Annotated in this window: 18 protein-coding genes; 10 read left to right on the forward strand and 8 right to left on the reverse strand. The window is 39.0% G+C overall.

The window, feature by feature from the left end; genetic code table 11:
• Positions 1 to 76: 76 nt before the first annotated feature.
• On the reverse strand, positions 77 to 1,402 hold the full coding sequence (gene pssA, locus GQR45_RS04350; protein WP_165725217.1) for a CDP-diacylglycerol--serine O-phosphatidyltransferase: 1,326 nt from the start codon (positions 1,400 to 1,402) through the stop codon (positions 77 to 79).
• Positions 1,403 to 1,700: 298 nt separating this feature from the next.
• Here pssA and trxB point away from each other — a divergent pair, with 298 nt between their 5' ends.
• From trxB to infA, 4 genes are all read left to right on the forward strand, one after another.
• Entirely contained in the window at positions 1,701 to 2,651 is a 951-nt protein-coding gene (gene trxB / locus GQR45_RS04355) for a thioredoxin-disulfide reductase (protein ID WP_008168643.1), read from the forward strand.
• 97 nt (positions 2,652 to 2,748) lie between these two features.
• Positions 2,749 to 3,465: a leucyl/phenylalanyl-tRNA--protein transferase gene (gene aat, locus GQR45_RS04360; protein ID WP_010552619.1), complete on the forward strand. Its 717-nt coding sequence runs from the start codon at positions 2,749 to 2,751 to the stop codon at positions 3,463 to 3,465.
• Positions 3,458 to 4,162: an arginyltransferase gene (locus GQR45_RS04365; RefSeq protein WP_010552618.1), complete on the forward strand. Its 705-nt coding sequence runs from the start codon at positions 3,458 to 3,460 to the stop codon at positions 4,160 to 4,162. Before aat ends, GQR45_RS04365 begins: the two co-directional genes overlap by 8 nt.
• Before the next feature lie 90 nt (positions 4,163 to 4,252).
• A complete protein-coding gene (gene infA, locus GQR45_RS04370) occupies positions 4,253 to 4,471 on the forward strand; it encodes a translation initiation factor IF-1 (RefSeq protein ID WP_002962494.1) in 219 nt (72 codons plus the stop codon).
• A 213-nt stretch (positions 4,472 to 4,684) separates the two neighbouring features.
• Here the strand turns inward: infA and clpA are convergent, their stop codons facing one another.
• Both clpA and clpS read right to left on the reverse strand, forming a co-directional pair.
• Positions 4,685 to 6,946, reverse strand: a complete 2,262-nt coding sequence (gene clpA, locus GQR45_RS04375; protein WP_165725218.1) for an ATP-dependent Clp protease ATP-binding subunit ClpA — start codon at positions 6,944 to 6,946, stop codon at positions 4,685 to 4,687.
• 68 nt (positions 6,947 to 7,014) lie between these two features.
• Positions 7,015 to 7,323: an ATP-dependent Clp protease adapter ClpS gene (clpS, locus tag GQR45_RS04380; RefSeq protein WP_007585109.1), complete on the reverse strand. Its 309-nt coding sequence runs from the start codon at positions 7,321 to 7,323 to the stop codon at positions 7,015 to 7,017.
• A gap of 209 nt (positions 7,324 to 7,532) precedes the next feature.
• Here clpS and cspD point away from each other — a divergent pair, with 209 nt between their 5' ends.
• Together cspD and GQR45_RS04390 are read left to right on the forward strand one after the other, a co-directional pair.
• On the forward strand, positions 7,533 to 7,751 hold the full coding sequence (gene cspD, locus GQR45_RS04385; protein WP_002962500.1) for a cold shock domain-containing protein CspD: 219 nt from the start codon (positions 7,533 to 7,535) through the stop codon (positions 7,749 to 7,751).
• A 525-nt stretch (positions 7,752 to 8,276) separates the two neighbouring features.
• Positions 8,277 to 10,499: an NADP-dependent isocitrate dehydrogenase gene (locus GQR45_RS04390; protein ID WP_007585113.1), complete on the forward strand. Its 2,223-nt coding sequence runs from the start codon at positions 8,277 to 8,279 to the stop codon at positions 10,497 to 10,499.
• A gap of 126 nt (positions 10,500 to 10,625) precedes the next feature.
• Here the strand turns inward: GQR45_RS04390 and GQR45_RS04395 are convergent, their stop codons facing one another.
• From GQR45_RS04395 to GQR45_RS04410, 4 genes are all read right to left on the reverse strand, one after another.
• Positions 10,626 to 11,867 (reverse strand): amidohydrolase family protein, encoded by a 1,242-nt coding sequence (locus GQR45_RS04395; RefSeq protein WP_010552615.1) that lies wholly within the window; start codon positions 11,865 to 11,867, stop codon positions 10,626 to 10,628.
• Between the two features lie 12 nt (positions 11,868 to 11,879).
• The gene (locus GQR45_RS04400) at positions 11,880 to 13,262 is read right to left on the reverse strand and encodes an amidohydrolase (RefSeq protein WP_165725219.1); all 1,383 of its coding nucleotides are present in this window, start codon (positions 13,260 to 13,262) and stop codon (positions 11,880 to 11,882) included.
• A gap of 100 nt (positions 13,263 to 13,362) precedes the next feature.
• Positions 13,363 to 14,148 carry a hypothetical protein gene (locus GQR45_RS04405; RefSeq protein WP_007585117.1) on the reverse strand — a complete coding sequence of 262 codons (786 nt, stop codon included), beginning with the start codon at positions 14,146 to 14,148 and terminating at the stop codon, positions 13,363 to 13,365.
• Positions 14,149 to 14,426: 278 nt separating this feature from the next.
• Positions 14,427 to 15,119: a DUF445 domain-containing protein gene (locus GQR45_RS04410; protein WP_165725220.1), complete on the reverse strand. Its 693-nt coding sequence runs from the start codon at positions 15,117 to 15,119 to the stop codon at positions 14,427 to 14,429.
• Positions 15,120 to 15,244: 125 nt separating this feature from the next.
• Between GQR45_RS04410 and GQR45_RS04415 the strand changes: the two genes are divergently transcribed.
• Positions 15,245 to 16,117 (forward strand): fructosamine kinase family protein, encoded by an 873-nt coding sequence (locus GQR45_RS04415; RefSeq protein WP_165725221.1) that lies wholly within the window; start codon positions 15,245 to 15,247, stop codon positions 16,115 to 16,117.
• 103 nt (positions 16,118 to 16,220) lie between these two features.
• Positions 16,221 to 16,424, forward strand: coding sequence for a CPXCG motif-containing cysteine-rich protein (locus GQR45_RS04420; protein WP_008166246.1), 204 nt, complete (start codon positions 16,221 to 16,223; stop codon positions 16,422 to 16,424).
• Between the two features lies 1 nt (position 16,425).
• Here GQR45_RS04420 and GQR45_RS04425 read toward each other — a convergent pair whose 3' ends face one another.
• The gene (locus tag GQR45_RS04425; protein WP_007585130.1) at positions 16,426 to 17,052 is read right to left on the reverse strand and encodes a riboflavin synthase; all 627 of its coding nucleotides are present in this window, start codon (positions 17,050 to 17,052) and stop codon (positions 16,426 to 16,428) included.
• A gap of 128 nt (positions 17,053 to 17,180) precedes the next feature.
• Between GQR45_RS04425 and GQR45_RS04430 the strand changes: the two genes are divergently transcribed.
• On the forward strand, positions 17,181 to 18,551 hold the full coding sequence (locus GQR45_RS04430) for an MATE family efflux transporter (protein WP_165725222.1): 1,371 nt from the start codon (positions 17,181 to 17,183) through the stop codon (positions 18,549 to 18,551).
• Entirely contained in the window at positions 18,514 to 19,578 is a 1,065-nt protein-coding gene (locus tag GQR45_RS04435; RefSeq protein WP_165725223.1) for a DUF3080 family protein, read from the forward strand. The genes GQR45_RS04430 and GQR45_RS04435 overlap by 38 nt, the downstream gene beginning before the upstream one ends.
• Positions 19,579 to 19,616 lie beyond the last annotated feature (38 nt).

Consider the following 19,616-nt stretch of genomic DNA (forward strand, 5'->3'; position numbering starts at 1 on the left):
CTAACTACAACCCATAAAAAAAGCAGCTAATTAGCTGCTTTTTTTGTATTTAAATTTCAGATTTATATAAACTTATTTAGATAAAACGCTTAATTATAAAATCTACTTTTACGCGCTTAGCTTGGCCAAGTAGTTTTTTAACTGGCTGCGGGTAATCATCCATCGTTTCTAAATCAGCTGGGCCTGTTAAACGTCGGCAGTGTTGTAAAATTTCCTGCTTTTCGTTATCAATAGCATCCATAATTGTTTGCTCTGGATCTTCTATTAAAATACCGTTTTCGATATCAAGACCCCATGCACGCGGATTTAAGTTATGCCCGCTCAGTAAATGCTTTGTTCTATCTGAACAAATACCTTTTAAATGAAACGAATTACTTTCATCTTTCCACAGGTACACATTTAAATTACCGTTATCGATATGACGCTTTTGCGTTTTTACAAATTTATGCAAAATAGTTTCGTATAAATAAGGTAATGCCCCTATTTTACTAAACGGCTCGCTTGGCGGTAAATAAAAGTCATTTGCTGTTTTATCGCCTACAACAATAGTCACTTGCTTGCCTTGCTTTAATAATCGGCGCAATGATCGCATAAGCGGTGCCGGAAAATTGAAGTATGGCGTATACAACACAAGCTCTTGCTCTGTTGTATCAAATAACGCTTTTATTAAACGATTTAACTCGTTATTACGACGCCCGAGTCCTAAAAACAAACGAATACCTAATGCTTGTGTATTTAGCTGCTCTGCTGCGTTATAACTTGCGACTTTTAAATCACGCATTAATTGCTTTTGATCAAGCTTAAAGTCGTGCAAACGCTTAAGCGGTCGTGTGTCAATGCGTGGCACGGCCACTGATGAAAGTAGCTTTGTTTCAATAAAATCAACTACTGAGTCACACAGTTCGCTCTGCGTTATTAAAAAGTAACGATCGAGCCTGTAGCGCTCGTTGTATTGCAAGTACACGTTATTTAAGCTTGCGCCGCTGTAAAGTAAGGTGTCGTCAATTACAAAACCTTTTAAATGCAATACGCCAAATAATTCTTTAGCTTTTACAGGTACGCCATAAACTTGTACGTTCGATTTAAACTTTTCTAAATCGTCACAATATAAACTTGCGTTACCGTCTGATTTATCAGCGCCAATTAATCCACGTTGCGCACGATGAAAATCCACCAGCACTTTTACCTCAAGTGAGGGGTTTGCCAATGACACACGATGCAGCGCTTCTAAAATTTCGCGACCTGCTTCGTCATCTTGTAAATACAACGCAGTAATATAAATTCGTTTTTTTGCGTTCGCTATCAAGCGTAGCAATTGCGTTCGGTAATCTTGCGCATTGGTTAAGACGTTAACGTCTTTTGAAGTCAACCCGAATGCGGGTTTTTCCTGCCAAAATAACATAGTTGCCTATTTGCTTAGGTCACATAATCTATCAGTGACAAATAAAATTAGGTAAAACATAACAAAAAAATTCAAAGGGGTCATGAAATAACGCTGTTTTGTTGCCTGTTAGTCTATTTATTGAGCTACTTAGGCATTTTAACTGTAAAAGCACAGAGCTCTAGTACACAATACTGCACAGCTTTTCGATTTGATAAAAAAAATAATCGCGGATTTTGTTTACATCTGCCTTGTTTTTCTTAGAATCAAGCGCATTAATGAGCATATTGAACACCGTATTAAACGTTTAGGAAAAATAATGACTGAAGCAAAACATTGTAAGCTACTAATTTTAGGCTCTGGCCCAGCTGGTTATACTGCCGCAGTATATGCAGCACGTGCAAATTTAAACCCTGTTTTAATTACAGGCATTCAACAAGGTGGCCAATTAACAACCACAACTGAAGTTGAAAACTGGCCTGGTGATGCACACGGTTTAACAGGCCCTGCGTTAATGGATCGTATGAAAGAGCACGCTGAGCGCTTTGAAACTGAAATCATATTCGATCACATCAATAAAGTAGATGTATCTAAGCGCCCTTTCACACTAACTGGCGACCAAGGTACTTACACATGTGATGCATTAATCATTGCAACGGGTGCTTCTGCTAAATACTTAGGCCTAGAGTCTGAAACTAATTTCCAAGGCCGTGGTGTTTCGGCATGTGCTACGTGTGACGGTTTTTTCTATAAAGGTCAAAAAGTAGCGGTTGTTGGTGGTGGTAATACAGCGGTTGAAGAAGCGCTTTACTTATCTAACATTGCTGACGAAGTACATGTTATTCATCGTCGTGACAGTTTCCGCAGTGAAAAAATACTTGCTGATCGCCTTGCTGAAAAAGCAGCAAACGGTAACGTTGTAATGCATTACAACCGCACGCTTGACGAAGTATTAGGCGACCAAATGGGCGTAACCGGCGTTCGTATTAAAGATGCACACTCTGATGCAACTGAAGAGCTAGATTTAGCTGGCGTATTTATTGCTATTGGCCACAAGCCAAATACTGATATGTTTGTTGGTCAACTAGAAATGAAAGATGGCTACTTAGTTGTAGAGTCTGGTCTTCACGGTAACGCGACTCAAACAAGCGTAGAAGGCGTTTTTGCTGCAGGTGATGTGTCAGACCACATTTACCGTCAAGCAATCACATCAGCAGGTACAGGCTGTATGGCTGCCCTTGATGCAGAGCGTTTCTTAGATAATTTATAAGCAATTAAATAAATTATTATAGGGCTGATTATTCAGCCCTTTTTTTATGCCTAAAATATAGTTACACTTTTACGATCAATTATAAAATAAGTACTGTATGAGAAATCAGCTATACCAATTAAGCGAAAACGATATAGCATTCCCCAATCCGGAATACGCATTAGAATCCCCTGATGGCTTGTTAGCAATTGGCGGAGATTTGAGTTTACCTCGCCTAAGTAATGCCTACAAAAGCGGAGTATTCCCTTGGTTTAGTGAAGATGAGCCTATTATGTGGTGGTCTCCCAGCGAGCGAGGCATTTTTGAGCTTAATGATTTTCATATAAGTAAGAGCCTGCGTAAGCATTTAAAAAAGCACCCTGTAAGAGTAACCATTAATAATGCCTTTGAAGAGGTGATAGAAGCCTGTCGCGATCAACGCCTTGATACCGATGGCACCTGGATCACCTCTGACATGCTCGACGCTTACGTTAATGCACACAATGCTGGCATTGCACATAGTTTAGAGGTGTGGAGTAACGGAGAACTTGCAGGTGGCTTATACGGCATTATGCAAAATGGTGTTTTTTGTGGCGAGTCGATGTTTCATCATCAAACCAATTGCTCTAAGCTTGCTATGTGGGCACTGGTAAATTGGCTTAAACGCCATAATGCACATTTTATTGATTGCCAGTTAGAAAACCCTTATTTAATGACCCTGGGTGCACAAGTAATCCCCCGTTCCACATTTTTGACTAAACTAAAAGCGGCACATAACTATACTGTTAACCCTATTATGTGGGAGCCACAAGAACTTGACGCAATCTATGAATGAGCAACTTCCTGCACGTGTTGGTTTAACCCAAGAGTTTGACTGTAGTTATTTACCCAACAGACAAGAGCAACTTTTAGTTATTCTTGATCCCAGTTGCTACAGCACCGACAAATTTGAGTCATTATTAGGCTTAGGGTTTCGTCGCAGTGGTAACCAAATATACCGTCCGCACTGCCCAATATGCAGCGCATGTAGTTCTGTACGTGTATTAGCACAAGACTTTATGCCCTCAAAATCGCAAAAACGTAAACTAAACAAAGCAAAAACACAGTTTGAGGTAAAATATTCAACGCAAGAGCGACCTGAGTATTATCCGCTCTATAGTAAATACATAACGATGCGTCATCAGGATGGAAGTATGTATCCTCCTGAAAAAGAACAGTTTCAAAGTTTTTTGCTTTGTAGTTGGCTCAAGATCACATTTATTGAACTGTGGCACCAAGATACTTTAGTCGCAGTTGCCGTAACTGATTGTATGAATAGCGCTATTTCTGCAATTTATACCTTTTTTGATCCCGACTTTGAACACTATAGTTTAGGCTCTGTGATGATATTAGAGCAGCTAAAGTTTGCTAAAGAGCAAAATAAGCAATACGTGTACTTGGGCTATCAAATTGATGAATGCGACAAAATGAAGTACAAAACTCAGTTTTTACCTGCTCAAAAACAGCTCAATGATGAGTGGGTGGCTATTTAATTTGCAAATATAGCCCCTGCGCCTTTACTTATTGGAGTATTTTGGGCAAAATCTGCAGCGTTTAACTATTAAAGAGGTGTTACGCTAAACATGGCGAAAGAAGACGTAATCGAAATGCAAGGGACAGTCCTTGATACTTTACCAAATACAATGTTCCGAGTTGAGCTAGAAAATGGTCACGTAGTTGTGGCTCATATTTCAGGCAAAATGCGCAAAAACTATATCCGTATTTTAACCGGCGATAAAGTAACGGTAGAAATGACTCCTTACGATTTATCAAAGGGTCGTATCGTATTCCGTGCTCGCTAAGTAAGTGCGTAAACGAGATTTAGTTTTTGGCTAGTGTTTTACTAGCTTTAAGCGTTTATTAAATGTAATTGATAGACATTGACTAGCAATTACATTTAATAAACAAAAAGCCCAGTTTTTACTGGGTTTTTTGTTGCCTATAAAAAGGGCAAAAAAATGGCCCGCTATTATGTAGCGGGCCATTTTATTTAACTAAATTATTTAATTAACGTTTTACGCTGGTGTTAAATTACTCTCGTAATCAAAGCGAATCTTCTTGTCTTTAACTGATACTTTAACCGTACCGCCATCAACAAGTTCACCAAACAGTATTTCGTTAGCTAATTGCTTTTTAAGCTCTTCTTGAATAACACGTGCCATTGGACGTGCACCCATTGCTTTATCGTAGCCTTTATCTGCCAACCACTCACGTGCTTTAGACGTAAGCTCAAGGTTAACTGATTTTTTATCAAGCTGCGCTTGCAGTTCCACAATAAACTTATCAACCACCAGTAAAATAACTTCACGTTCAAGGTGATTAAACCAAATGATGTTATCTAAACGGTTTCTAAATTCTGGTGAAAATACTTTATTAATTGCACCCATTGCATCGTGCGTATGATCTTGCTCTGTAAAACCAATCGACTTACGCGTAGTTTCTTGTACGCCCGCATTGGTAGTCATTACAACCACTACATTTCTAAAGTCAGCTTTACGGCCGTTATTATCGGTCAACGTACCGTGATCCATAACCTGTAGCAAAATGTTGTAAATGTCTGGATGCGCTTTTTCAATCTCATCTAGTAGTACAACAGCATGTGGATTTTTAATAACTGCTTCTGTTAATAAACCACCTTGCTCAAAACCAACATACCCTGGTGGAGCACCAATTAATCGACTAATTGCATGGCGTTCTACATATTCCGACATATCAAAACGAATAAACTCAACACCCATACATTTAGCAAGTTGCTTAGTTACTTCTGTTTTACCCACACCGGTAGGCCCTGCAAACAAAAACGAACCTACTGGCTTTTCTTCGCTCGATAAACCAGAGCGAGATAAACGAATAGCTGATGTAAGTGCGTCAATAGATTGATCTTGCCCAAACACGAGCATTTTAAGGTTACGGTCTAAGTTTTTAAGCGTTTCTTTATCTGTCGACGAGACGCTTTGCGCTGGGATACGTGCCATTCTAGATATAATTAGTTCTATATCTGCCACGCCAATGGTTTTTTTACGTTTAGAGCTAGGTTGCAGGCGCTGACTTGCACCGGCTTCATCAATTACATCAATTGCTTTATCTGGCAAGTGACGCTCATTAATGTATTTAGCACTGAGCTCTGCAGCTGCTTTTAGTGCTTTTTGAGTGTAACGAATACCATGGTGCTCTTCGTAACGCTCTTTTAAGCCATTTAATATTTTAGTGGTGTCGGCAACACTTGGCTCAAGTACATCAATTTTTTGAAAGCGACGTACTAATGCACGGTCTTTCTCAAAAATATTTTTATACTCGTTGTAAGTTGTTGAACCCATACAACGTAGCTTACCACTTGAAAGGAGTGGTTTAAGCAAGTTTGATGCGTCCATAACACCACCAGACGCCGCGCCGGCACCAATTATGGTATGTATTTCATCAATAAATAAAATAGAGCCTGGTTCGGCTTGTAGCTCTTTTAGTAAGCTTTTAAAGCGCTTTTCAAAGTCGCCGCGGTATTTAGTACCCGCAAGCAATGCCCCCATATCTAGCGAATACACAACAGCATCTGCAATTACTTCTGGTACTTGCTTATTAACAATGCGATACGCTAAGCCTTCAGCAATGGCTGTTTTACCAACGCCCGCTTCACCTACAAGTAATGGGTTATTCTTTTTACGACGACACAATACTTGTACCGTGCGCTCTACTTCGCTGTCGCGTCCGATCAGTGGATCAATGTTACCTTCACGAGCTTGAACGTTTAAGTTAGTTGTAAAGCTGTCTAGCTTGCTTGCTTCTTCATTTTGAACTTCTTGCACTTCATCATGAATATCGTCGCTGTCGTTGCCTAATTCATCATCTGCTTTAGAAATACCATGCGAAATAAAGTTAACGATGTCTAAACGCGATACATCATGCTTTTTAAGTAAATATACAGCTTGGCTTTCTTGCTCAGAAAAAATAGCAACTAGCACATTCACGCCAGTGACTTCATTTTTACCTGACGATTGCACATGGAACACAGCGCGTTGTAATACACGTTGAAAGCCAAGTGTTGGCTGAGTTTCACGCTCTTCTTCTAAATCTGGAATGACGGGTGTTGTTTCGTCAATAAATTCTAATAATTCGGTTTTTAAACCAGAAATATTAACACCACACGCGTTTAGGGCTTCTCCTGCAGAAGGATTATCTAACAGCGCAAGTAAAAGGTGCTCTACGGTCATAAACTCATGACGGCGAGTGCGCGCTTCACGAAACGCGGCATTTAATGTGAGTTCTAAGTCTTTGTTTAGCATTGGCAACCCCTTACTGAGATAATAATTTATACCACAACAATCGGATGTTTGATCACCCTAATTGGTATTTATTCCTGCTCACAACTACAAAGCAGTGGATGCTCGTTATCACGCGCGTAGCGGTTAACTTGTTCAGCTTTGGTGTGGGCTACGTCAGCGCTGTAAACACCACATATACCCTTACCTTTTTCATGAACCTGAAGCATCACGTCGGTTGCTCTATCGCTATCCATATTAAAAAACGTCGTTAAAACTTCTATTACAAAGTCCATCGGCGTGTAGTCGTCGTTATTTAAAACAACTTTATATTTTCGCGGCGGCTGTAGCTTTTGCTTTTCGCTGTCGCGAACTGTATCGATAACACCTGAATCTTTCATACCACTCATAATTAAATATAGTCTTGTCTTTGTAACTCAAGCAAACTTGAATAAAAAATAAATAAAATGTTAAAAAAATAACTCAAAACACTTGACTGGTTGGCTAAATAAACTACAGTCAAACGTAGATTGATTAAACCTTAGTCAGTCTAGCAAATAATACAATTTAGAATAACTAAATTAGTCAACTTATTGAAGGATGTAGAAGTATGGCTTGCGGTAAAGTTAAATGGTTCAACAACGCTAAAGGTTTTGGTTTCATCGTAGAAGACGGCTGCGAGAATGATATTTTCGCTCATTACTCAACAATTGTAATGGACGGTTATAAAACGCTTAAAGCTGGTCAAGATGTAACATTCGAATTAGAACAAGGACCTAAAGGTCTACACGCTAAAAATATTGCCCCAGATGGTGACATTATTGAGTGACTATTGTTTTGTTCGACTAAAGCGAGTGACCTTTTAAGATCCTCGCTTAATTCCTTAAGCATACTAACTTATCTCTTCTCCCCTATTTATTGCCTCTTTTCATTCAAATTCAACCCTTTTCCTTGAATTTATTTTATATACCCCAATGTTCTAAGAGTTGATTGTTTAACTGCTTATTGGGCATGCTCAACCTCTAGCCCTTTTTATTTAAGCTTGTTACACTCTTGGTGCTAAAAATTGCGTATTAACGCAGCAACTAATCCAACTTGTCGCCTCTTTTATATGTACTAGGCTAAAGGCTGATTTATTTTTGTTAATTTTTTAGCTATAAATACAATTCCAGTTCGTCAGGTGTGACTATTCTGCTTTTATAAAAGAGCAACGCTGAGTACCAACACCTAACAAACTATTCATTACGAGCGTATGTATTCATTAACTTGTTTAATAATATGTACTCACTCATTAGTAATGATTTTCTTTGCATTGTTGAATAAGACCTTTTCGGTCTACTATCTAGGAATGATGATGACATCAAAAATTATCTATACAAAAACGGACGAAGCTCCGGCACTAGCAACTTACTCGTTGCTACCGATCATCCAAGCATATACAAATGCGGCCGGTGTTGAAGTTGAAACTCGCGATATCTCATTAGCAGGTCGTGTAATTGCTAGCTTCCCTGATTATTTAACACAAGAACAACGCATTGGTGATGCACTTGCTGAACTTGGCGAGCTTGCTAAAACACCAGAAGCAAACATCATCAAATTACCAAACATCAGTGCATCTGTACCACAGCTTCGCGCTGTAATTAAAGAGCTTCAAGCAAAAGGTTACGCTCTTCCAGAATACCCTGTTGAACCTAAAAATGATGAAGAAAAAGCAATTCAAGCTGCTTACGACAAAATCAAAGGCAGTGCAGTAAACCCAGTACTACGTGAAGGTAACTCTGATCGTCGCGCACCAGGTTCTGTAAAAGAATATGCACGTAACAACCCGCATTCAATGGGTGCGTGGAGCAAAGATTCAGAGTCTTATGTTGCAAGCATGAGCGAAGGCGACTTCTTTGGTTCAGAAAAGTCAGTAACTGTTGATACAGCCACTGATGTACGTATTGAACATGTTGCAACTAACGGCGACGTTTCTGTACTTAAACAAAGCACGCCTCTTTTAGCTGGCGAAGTTATTGATGCATCAAGCATCAGCGCTTCTAAGCTTCAAGCTTTCTTAGCTGCTGAAATTGACGCTGCTAAAGAAAAAGGTGTTTTATTCTCGCTTCACATGAAAGCGACAATGATGAAAGTATCTGATCCAATTATCTTTGGTCACGCTGTAAAAGTATTCTACAAAGATGTATTTGCTAAACACGGTGAGCTTTTTGAAGAGCTAGGTGTTGATGTAAATAATGGTTTAGGCGATGTATATTCTAAAATTCAAACATTAGACGATGCTAAGCGCGAAGAAATTGAAGCGGACATTCAAGCTGTTTACGCTAGCCGCCCTGCTATTGCTATGGTTGATTCTGACCGTGGTATTACAAACCTACACGTACCAAGTGACGTGATCATCGATGCTTCTATGCCTGCTGCAATCCGTTCAAGCGGTCAAATGTGGAATAACGATGGTAAATTACAAGACACTAGCTTTGTAATTCCAGATCGTTGTTACTCGGGTATTTACCAAGCAACTATTGATTTTTGTAAAGTAAATGGCGCGTTTGATCCAACAACTATGGGTAGCGTACCTAACGTTGGCCTTATGGCTCAAAAAGCTGAAGAATACGGTTCACACGATAAAACGTTTGAAGCTAAAGCTGACGGTTCTATCCGTGTTGTTGATGCAAATGGTAATACATTACTTGAGCACAGTGTTGAGCAAGGCGATATTTGGCGCATGTGTCAGGTTAAAGACGCACCAATCCAAGATTGGGTTAAGCTTGCAGTAAATCGTGCACGCGCAACAGGCGTTCCAGCTATTTTCTGGTTAGACGAAAACCGTGCACATGATGCAGAGCTAATCAAAAAAGTAAATAAATACCTACCAGATCACGATACAGCTGGCCTAGATATTCAAATTTTAGCACCGCTTGAAGCAACATTGTTCTCACTAGCGCGAATTAAAGAAGGTAAAGACACTATTTCTGTAACAGGTAACGTTTTACGTGATTACCTTACAGATTTATTCCCAATTTTAGAGCTAGGTACGAGTGCTAAAATGCTTTCAATTGTTCCACTTATGAACGGTGGTGGATTATTTGAAACTGGCGCGGGTGGTTCTGCACCTAAGCATGTTCAACAATTCGAAAAAGAAAATCACTTACGTTGGGATTCTTTAGGTGAATTTTTAGCACTTGCTGCATCTCTTGAGCACCTAAGCGTAACTACGGGTAACAACAAGGCACAAGTTCTTGCTGATACGCTAGATAAAGCGACTGGTACTTTCTTAGCAGAAAACAAGTCTCCTTCACGTAAAGTGAAAGAAATTGATAACCGTGGTTCTCATTTCTTCCTATCTTTATTCTGGGCACAAGAACTTGCTAAGCAAAATGATGACAGTGAACTTAAAGCACAGTTTACTCAAATTGCTAGCGACCTTGAGTCTAATAAAGAACAAATCGTAAGTGAACTTAACGATGCGCAAGGCCCTGCAGTTGATTTAGGCGGTTACTTCCAGCCTAACGATGATGCAGCCTTTAAAGCGATGCGTCCAAGCACTACATTTAACGATATTCTTGCTAAATTAGTATAAATATTGGTTTAAATTTAAAAGCCGCTTACTTGTAAAAGTAAGCGGCTTTTTTATGTCTAAATTTTACAAACAAAAAGGCCGCTATTTATAAAATAGCGGCCTTTAAAATAATTAAATTTATTTTAATTATTTAGTATATGCACGTGGCATTTTTGAATCAGTCGTATAACGGTCACGCAGTTTATCTTGGCGAGATTGTGTAGATACCTCAACGCCATTAATAAACATTTTGCTCACGTGGCTGCTTAGTTCAAACGGGTCATTACTCCACATTACTACATCAGCAGCTTTACCTACTTCAAGGCTACCTGCATTAATGCCAAATACATCAGCAACGTTTGATGTAACCGCTTTTAACGCACCTTCTTGGCTCATACCATACGATACTGCATTACCAGCATCAAAACGCAGCTGATAAATGTTGTGACTTGCATCACCACCTACCGTTAATAATACTTTAACGCCTGCTTTTTCTAGCACACCTGCATTATCTAAACTCGCATGAAGCGAATCAAAACTTGCTGGTAAGCTGTCCATTGCACTAATAATCACTGGGATATTTGCTTTAGCAACGCGCTCTTTAACTACAACAGCGTCTTGTGCGCCGTTAAGTACTAAGTTAATACCAAATTGCTCTTTTACTTTAATAAGCTCAATAATATCTGCCGCACGTGATACGCCAACCACTAATGGCATTTCGCCACTGAGTACTTTTGCCATTACTTTGTCTTCAGTACTTGGCTTGTCGTCATCTTTTTTAGCTTTTTTACCAGCTTTAGTTTTGTGCTCATCAAGTTTATTAATCAGTGTTTGCAAAGTAAAAGCACGAGAGCCTTTACTGCGCTCACCTAAGTAAACAATTAAAGCCGCTTGTTTTTGCATGTCGCTGTCAAAACTACCACTTAAATCAACAACACTCGCAAGGCCTGAAAAAATGCTATCGCCGCCATGAGGGGTAATTACATCGCGTGTTACACCGCCTTTACGAGCGTAAGGGATTAAGCTTGAATGTGCGTTGTAAGCAAGACTTACGTCAAAATCAATACCGGCTTTTTCCTCGCCAGCATCGCGAGAGCCCGCAACTGCACTTACTTCAACTAAACCAAGTTGATTAATACTTGCAATAAAGCCAGGGGTTACAATTTGGCCCTTTGCATCAATAATTTGATCTACTTTAATTTCAGTTGGGTTAATCGCTGTGATTTTACCATCTGTCATTACAATGCTTGCCGCTTCTAATACACCTTGATCAGATGACGTATGCAATGTTGCATTAATAATTGCTAGCGATTGTGCGCTTACAGCACCAGATGCTAATAATCCTGCAGCAACCAGAGAAAGCGAAAACGAACGTGATAAATTTTTCATTCTGGGTGCTCCTTATTGTTGACCTAACATAAAATCACTTGTTGCTTGATACGCGCTGTCGTTTCTATCGTAAACTTTTGCACCATCAACAAACACTTGTTCAGCTTTAGCATAAACACTAAATGGGCTTTGATTCCAAATAACCACATCGCCCTGCTTACCCGCTTCTAGTGAACCTGTTTTATCATCAATACCTAACGACTTAGCAGCGTTAGCCGTGATCCATTTAATAGCGTGTTGCTCAGAAATATCAAAACCATTTTCGTTAGCACGGTACATAACCTTGCCAGCTTCTTGGTTTAAGCGCTGAATAGTAGTATCTGAATCTGAGTGAACAACTGCACATGAATTTTTAACAGCATCAACAATAGCTACGTTTTCTTGAACCATGTCGTAGGCTTCCATTTTAAAGCCCCACCAGTCTGGCCAAAGTGCAGCACACGAACCATTTTGGGCAAGTAGGTCAGCAATTTTATATGCTTCTACACCGTGATGGAATGTACCCGCGTCGTAATTAAATTCTTTTGACAGGTCAATCATCATTGCCATTTCTTCAGCTTTATAACAATGATTATGAATACGTACTTCGCCCTCAAGCACACCACGAAGCGTATCGTGTTTAATATCACGTACTGGTGCTTCTGGGTTTAAACCTGCTTCATAATCGGCATCGTACTTATCCCATGCACGTTTGTATTCAGCGGCTTCAGCCCACGCCATACGATAACCAGCCATATTACCCATACGAGTTGAAGGCAATACACCTTGACGACCATAAACACGTTTAGGGTTTTCACCACACGCCATTTTTAAACCATACGGCGCCTCTGGAAATTTCATACCTTGCATAGTGTGTGCAGGGACGTTTTTAAGCGTAACGCCGCGTCCACCAAATAAGTTAGCTGAGCCTGGTAAAATTTGTAGAGAAGTAATGCCGCCTTCGCGTGCGCGATTAAAGCCTGGATCTTGTGGCCAAACAGAATGCTCAACCCACACTTCTGCAGTGTTAGGGCTGGTCATTTCGTTACCATCTTGATGCGACTCAACCGAAGGGCTTGGATAAGCGCCTAAATGTGAATGTACGTCAATAATACCCGGTGTTACCCATTTGCCTTGTGCATCAATTGTAACATCAGCAGTAGCAGTTAAGTCTTTACCAACTTGTTGTACTTTGCCATCAACAAGTAATACATCAGCATCATCTAAACGCTCACCAGTACCTGTAAGTACTGTTGCATTCATAATAAGTGTGCTTGATGTAGAAACGGGCTGATAAGTGCTTGGGTAAGGATTTTTGTTGATTGTTATTTTATCGTCTTGCGGGCCGTTTTCTTGGCAACCTACAAGTGCAGCAGCTAAGCCAACTGCTAATAAAGAAGGTGCAAATTTTTGCATGTTGTTTGGATCTCCTGTTTTTTTGCTACTTTAGCGAAAGCTAAGGAATAAAGCCAAAAAAACAGGTGAAAACGCAGTTAATTAAGATGAATATCTGTAATTATTTCTTTATATAATTGTTATACAACTTTTCAAGCGCACCTTCGGTTGTAAGCGATGGATCTTTACTAATAAAGTGCTTAACCGTACGCGTTACAAAATCAGAGTTTTGCTTATGTAACTTAGAAAAATCTTTAATAATTGTATTACCGTCTTTAGCCGCTGTCACTTTGTCATGACGGTGACGATACTGGCTTAGCGCTTTATTAAAATCCCCTTGGTAGTCTTCAACCAAAATTTTATAAAAGTCACTTTTTTGTACGTTTAAATCATTAATGCAGTAATTTAGCGCCTCTTTAAAGTCGGTAAATATCATGCCTTCTACATCAAACTCTTTTGTTTTTTCACGTACTGCTACTTTGGCATCTTCTGTGGCATAGCTAAAACCAGTAAACGCTAAACGCTCAGCGGCTTCTTTTCCTAATTTCATACCCGCTTGAATACTATGCGCAAACTCATCGCTCATATCGCCAAGTTCGTTTTCTTCCCACATGTTATAAACACGCAGAGGTTTTGCGTATTTAGTGGCAAGCTTTTTCTTCATTTTAGTGAAACGCTCATCAATCGTCATCAGCCTTTCGTTATGTAAAAGTGCATGACACTCATAACACGCAGGAATAGATATAAAATCAGCTTCTTCACCTAAATCAACAATGCTTTGTAGCATATGCAGCGGCGGACAATGGTCGCGCTCTGTCGCTTCACAGCCACAATAAAAACACTGGTTAAAATGCTGCTGATCGCAAGCGTATGCTTGCTGATAATAACTGGCTAACGTTTTGCTCACCGTTGCTCCTAAAAAACACGACTAAATTATGGGGGCGATAATAACAGCCTGAAAAAATAAGTCATACCAATTGCATTAAATTAGTTATCTATTATTGCGCTAATAAAGTAGCGCAATAATAAGGCGAAATTATAACGTGTAGTTGCTATCACTAATTTCTCCCTGCATTGCTCTACCTCCTGCATCCATGCACTCGTACACGAACAATTTTTAACGCAGTAAGTGCGCTATTTAATGCGATAGAATGATTTTTTTAAAATTGGTATCAGTAGCTATATTTAAATCACGGCCGCAATTAAACCAAACAAGCCACCAAACACACCACCCCACACTACAAGCCAGCCTAAGTGCTCACGGATCATGGTTTGAATAATCTCTTTAACCATTTTAGGGGTAAGCTCATCTAGGCGCTCATCAACTAATTTAAGTACTGTTTTATGTAGGCTCTCTGCACTATTACCTTGTGAAAGCGTTTGGGTTACTAATGCTTTAAAGTCGTCAGTTTGAGAAATCTCACTAAGCGACAATTGCATTTTTTCAATAAACTTTTCACGCATAGGCTCTATTGCTGCAGTGCCGCCAAACATACCTAACATGCTACCAAACTGAGATTCTTCAATAACGACAAGTAAATTGTCGAATGCAGGGTTTAGATCAACATTGCTAATTATTGGCTCAAAGTCGATGTTGGGCTGCGCTTTATTGAGTAAATTATTAATTTTTTGCTCTGAAAAAAACTCCGTTAATATTAGGTTTCGTATAGCTACTTTAAAGCTTTCAAACTTAAGCGCAATAACACCCGAGCCATATAAAAACGGGACTTTTTCGAACAACATATGAATAGCTAATAAATTAGTTACCGCGCCAGAAAGTGCAAATAAACCAACTGATAACACAATTACTTGGTTAAACATAAAACCTACAACAACACATAAACCCGCTAGCAAATTGGTTATTAAACTTTTGTTCATTTTTACTCCATTACAGTAAGTGTAATTTTTATGCAATATAGTCGTTAATTTTACAACGTTTAGATTGTTAAATTAATACCTTTTTGCCATAGTTTAAGTATCTGTTTAAAAGGCGAGCAATTGTTATGTGGAAAACAGTAAATGAGCACATCAGCCAAGCCATTAATTTTGACTTTAAACACACCTATAAACGCCAATTACAAAGTACAAATACCGACAAACTATTTCATATTACCAATGGTACGCATAACTTCTTCGTTAAAATAGCATTAAAAAGCGAACTCGAACGTTTAGAAAGTGAATTTATTGGCTTAAGGCTTTTAGCGCAAAATAGTAATTTTAAAGTCCCTGAATGCATTACAACCGGTGCAAATATAGAGTTTTCGTTTATTGTTTTACAGTGGCTTGTTTTAGATAAACAACCCCACAACACGTGGGCAACTATGGGAAGCAGCCTCGCTAAAATGCATCAAAAACACGACCAAGCCATGTTTGGTTTTGATGTAGACAACTACATAGCCACTACTATACAACCTAATCGCTGGCATAAAAAATGGGATGTATTTTACGCCGAAGAGCGTATAGGGTGGCAATTACAGTTACTCGCTGAAAAAGGCATTAACTTTATTGAACCCGAGCGCTTAATTAATGCCGTTAAAGAACTGCTGCATAGTCATCAAGTCGAGCCCTCATTACTGCATGGCGATTTTTGGCGAGGAAATATGGGCTTTTTAAAAGCAGATCCAACGGTATTTAACCCCGCTTGTTATTATGGTGATCGGGAAGTGGATATTGCAATGAGTGAACTATTTGCGCCACTTCCAAAAGACTTTTATAGCGCCTATAACCAGCACTACCCGCTTTCTCAAAATTACGAAAAACGTAAGTTAATATACCAGCTATACCCTATTTTAAATCACGCTAACATCTTTGCCGGTCACTATCTTACTGAAGCTAAACAACATATAGAAAAGCTGGTATTTGAAGGTATAAAATAAGTGTCATAAGCTGCATTTCAGCACTATATTTAATGAGTAAGTAGGCGTTCATCTGTAAGCGATTAAGTTAAATCTAACTTAATTATTTATAACTGGAGTGATTATGAAAGATTTTTTATCACAACGAATAACGTGCCCACACTGCGGACACCATATACATTTAGACTTAGACGCAAGCATGGGCGATCAAGACTACATAGAAGATTGCACTGCCTGCTGTAACCCAATTCATTTAAATATGCATATAGATCATGCTAACAATAAATTAGAGCTACACGTAGACAGCGACGACGAACAAATATTTTAACTTAAGCCTGATGGCGTAAGTAGTTTTCTACTGTATTTACAATAGTGTAAGTTTGCTGATCAACTTCAATATTAAACTTGTCACCCACTTGCGCTGCACCAATGTTTGTAATGGCGAGCGTTTCCGGAATTAGGTGTAACCAAAAACCTTGTTCATCAACTTCGCCCACGGTTAAGCTTGCGCCATTTATCGCAACAAACCCTTTATATAACACATACTTTTGCCACTCTTTTGGCAAACTGAGTTGTATTTTGCAGTTGTTCTCAAGCTTCACTATTTGAGAAATTTGTGACGTACAATGAATATGCCCAGACACTATATGCCCACCTAGCTCAGTACCAAACGTAACAGAGCGTTCGTAATTAACTAAACTACCCAACTCAAGCAGTCCTAAATTAGTTAACTTTAGGGTTTCGTCAATCACATCAAAATGCACTTGCGCTACCACATCGTGATTACTTAGCTCAACTTGCACAACTGTTAAACAACAGCCATTAATAGCAATACTTGCGCCTAAATCTAAATGCTTAACGTACTCATCGCTCACCGATACAACTAAGCGTAAAACACCGTCTGTTTGAGTCTTAGAGACCACGGTGGCTTGCGTTTGCACTATTCCTGTAAACATAAAATCACTTTAAATTATTACAAAGTGCTAGTTTAACGTATCAACTCATAAAATCATTCACTACTGTGATTTTTATTTAAACCCCAATAGATTACAATTACGCCCTATTTTATCAATTAGCTGTTTTTATGACCTTTTGCAATTGGGAAGCCAAGCGTTTACTTTCCCTCGCTTTACCTGTTTTTTTAGCGCAAGTTACACTTATTTTAATGTCGGTCGTCGACACAATTATGGCAGGCCAAGTTAGCCCTACTGACTTAGCTGCACTGTCTATTGCAACAGGAATATGGAACCCTTTATTACTTGGGCTTCAAGGTATTTTATTAGCGCTTACCGGTATTATTGCGCAGTTTTCGGGCAGTGATGACCGCAAAGGCATTAGCCACTATTTTCAACAGGCGCTTTATTTAACCGCTATTTTGAGCTTTACAGGCTTTGGAATTGCCCATTTAGCAGATGCTATTATTTTTAAGCTCGATACAACCCCTGCAATTGCAAACCTTGCCATTGACTACATTCACTTTGTGAAATGGGGTGTATTTGGATTTTTAATTTTTACGGTATACAGAAACGTTACCGAAGGTATGGGAATGACCAAGCCCGCGTTTTACATAAGCCTATTAGGTTTAGCTGTTAATATTCCGGTAAATTATATTTTCATAAATGGCTTATTTGGTTTTCCTGCTTATGGCGGCGCGGGCTGTGGCATTGCCACAGCAATTGTTTTAACTGTTATGGCAATAGCGCAAGTCACTTACTGCCAAATGAGTAAAAAAGTAGATGCTAAAGGCCTGCTTTCATCATTCGAAAAACCTAATTTCACTACCATTGGTATTATTACTAAGTTAGGTATACCAATTTCACTCGCCACCTTTTTTGAAGTCACTTTATTTGCGTGTATACCGCTATTTATAGCGCATTTAGGTGCAGTAGCTATATCGGGGCATCAAATAGCAGCCAGTGTAACTACATTGCTGTTTATGATGCCGCTGAGCCTATCAATCGCTATTAGCATTCGTATAGGTAACTTATATGGCCAAAAGAACATGGCTCAATTAAAAGTTGCGGTTTCTACCAGCTATATTTTAGCCATTGCTGTGGCGTTATTTTTAGCACTTATTACGTTTGCCGGTCGTGATTTAATTAGCCAACTGTATACTGACAGCCCCGCTGTTATGGCATTGGCTTCATCAATTATGATTTTAGCGTGTATTTACCAATTACCTGATGCACTGCAAGTTGCAGCAAATGGCATACTCCGTGGGTTAAAATACACCACGCCTATATCGTATATTACGTTTATATCGTATTGGTTAATCGGCTTTTGTTTAGGTTACGTATTAGCAAGAACAGACATAATTGTGCCAGCTATGGGGCCACACGGTTTCTGGACTGGGATAATAGTAGGTCTTAGTGTCGCTGCTATTTTATTAATGCTAACGGTAAGAAAACGTCTAAAATATGAATTTCTTAAAATTGATGTACTCAATCAAAACTAATAAACTCAGCCTTAAAACATTACCAGCTGCTTTGCTGGTAATGTGTTTTTTAACGCTTACTGGCTGCAACAAACCACAAAGTAGTATAAACGTTACTTATATTGAACGCTTAAGTAGCACAGTTGATACAAGCCCAACACAGCCTGCGCCACTCAAGCAACTCCCCTTACTGCAGCCTACCCCAATAGCACAAAGTGACTTAACACTGAGCATTGTTGAGCTTGCAGGCATTAGCCAATGTAAGCTTAACGTGCTTATAAGTGAGCACAATAACCAATTAGGAAAAACCGCCAGCGCTGCTGGGCAATTAAAATATCAAATAAACTTTATTAAAAGTGCGCAGGTTTGCTTAAACACGCTTGATAAAAACAGTCCTAGTTACACAAAAATACTCGCAGCCAAAAACTACAAAGAAACACACCTAATGCACTTTTTTAACACCATGTTATTTAAAGAGCCTGAGTTAAATCGTACCTGGCAACTCACCTCAAACGAGCTTACTACTGAACCCGCTGGTTTTAGCGATACCGTATTTGCACTAAAGCAACTTGTACTCATTAAGCAGCAAATAAACGCTAAAGAATTTAGTGAAATTAATAGCGATTCTATTTTTAGTGCACTCGAGCAGCTTAATAAATTTCAATTTAACCAAGCACTCATTCAATCAGTCCGCAAGCAGGTAGTGTTAAATAACAACGCCACACAGTTTGTAAAAACACTAAACTTTAATACGTTGTGCCCTCAGGATAAAAATAATAAAAACGCAAAAATCATAAGCAACGTATTTCAAAAGTTTTACCTAAAAGAAATTCAGCCCTATCAAGCGCAATTAACTGGTTATCTAGAGGCACTACAACCGCTTTATAATGAGCTTTGGTTTAACGAAAGTATCTCAAGCCCTCAAATTAATAACTTAGTAAAAACGGGCTCGACAAGTAACTTACTGAACTTACTTAAAAGCTCAGCAAAAAAACATGTGATTTGGTGGCAAGGTTTTTATAAAACGTGTGAAATAAGTCCAATATGAATAAAAAAACGGCAAATAAACTCAAAAACAACAAACTT

This window comes from Pseudoalteromonas sp. SA25 (genome assembly GCF_011378705.1).
Classification (GTDB): Bacteria; Pseudomonadota; Gammaproteobacteria; order Enterobacterales; family Alteromonadaceae; genus Pseudoalteromonas; species Pseudoalteromonas arctica.

Excerpts from the sequence above, each read along its gene's own strand:
- GQR45_RS04430 (WP_165725222.1), top strand. The coding sequence starts at position 17,181 with ATGACCTTTTGCAATTGGGAAGCCAAGCGTTTACTTTCCCTCGCTTTA.
- GQR45_RS04425 (WP_007585130.1), bottom strand. The coding sequence starts at position 17,052 with ATGTTTACAGGAATAGTGCAAACGCAAGCCACCGTGGTCTCTAAGACT.
- trxB (WP_008168643.1), top strand. The coding sequence starts at position 1,701 with ATGACTGAAGCAAAACATTGTAAGCTACTAATTTTAGGCTCTGGCCCA.
- infA (WP_002962494.1), top strand. The coding sequence starts at position 4,253 with ATGGCGAAAGAAGACGTAATCGAAATGCAAGGGACAGTCCTTGATACT.
- aat (WP_010552619.1), top strand. The coding sequence starts at position 2,749 with ATGAGAAATCAGCTATACCAATTAAGCGAAAACGATATAGCATTCCCC.
- GQR45_RS04410 (WP_165725220.1), bottom strand. The coding sequence starts at position 15,119 with ATGAACAAAAGTTTAATAACCAATTTGCTAGCGGGTTTATGTGTTGTT.
- clpS (WP_007585109.1), bottom strand. The coding sequence starts at position 7,323 with ATGAAAGATTCAGGTGTTATCGATACAGTTCGCGACAGCGAAAAGCAA.
- pssA (WP_165725217.1), bottom strand. The coding sequence starts at position 1,402 with ATGTTATTTTGGCAGGAAAAACCCGCATTCGGGTTGACTTCAAAAGAC.
- GQR45_RS04420 (WP_008166246.1), top strand. The coding sequence starts at position 16,221 with ATGAAAGATTTTTTATCACAACGAATAACGTGCCCACACTGCGGACAC.
- GQR45_RS04415 (WP_165725221.1), top strand. The coding sequence starts at position 15,245 with ATGTGGAAAACAGTAAATGAGCACATCAGCCAAGCCATTAATTTTGAC.
- GQR45_RS04395 (WP_010552615.1), bottom strand. The coding sequence starts at position 11,867 with ATGAAAAATTTATCACGTTCGTTTTCGCTTTCTCTGGTTGCTGCAGGA.
- GQR45_RS04435 (WP_165725223.1), top strand. The coding sequence starts at position 18,514 with ATGAATTTCTTAAAATTGATGTACTCAATCAAAACTAATAAACTCAGC.
- cspD (WP_002962500.1), top strand. The coding sequence starts at position 7,533 with ATGGCTTGCGGTAAAGTTAAATGGTTCAACAACGCTAAAGGTTTTGGT.
- clpA (WP_165725218.1), bottom strand. The coding sequence starts at position 6,946 with ATGCTAAACAAAGACTTAGAACTCACATTAAATGCCGCGTTTCGTGAA.
- GQR45_RS04390 (WP_007585113.1), top strand. The coding sequence starts at position 8,277 with ATGACATCAAAAATTATCTATACAAAAACGGACGAAGCTCCGGCACTA.
- GQR45_RS04365 (WP_010552618.1), top strand. The coding sequence starts at position 3,458 with ATGAATGAGCAACTTCCTGCACGTGTTGGTTTAACCCAAGAGTTTGAC.
- GQR45_RS04400 (WP_165725219.1), bottom strand. The coding sequence starts at position 13,262 with ATGCAAAAATTTGCACCTTCTTTATTAGCAGTTGGCTTAGCTGCTGCA.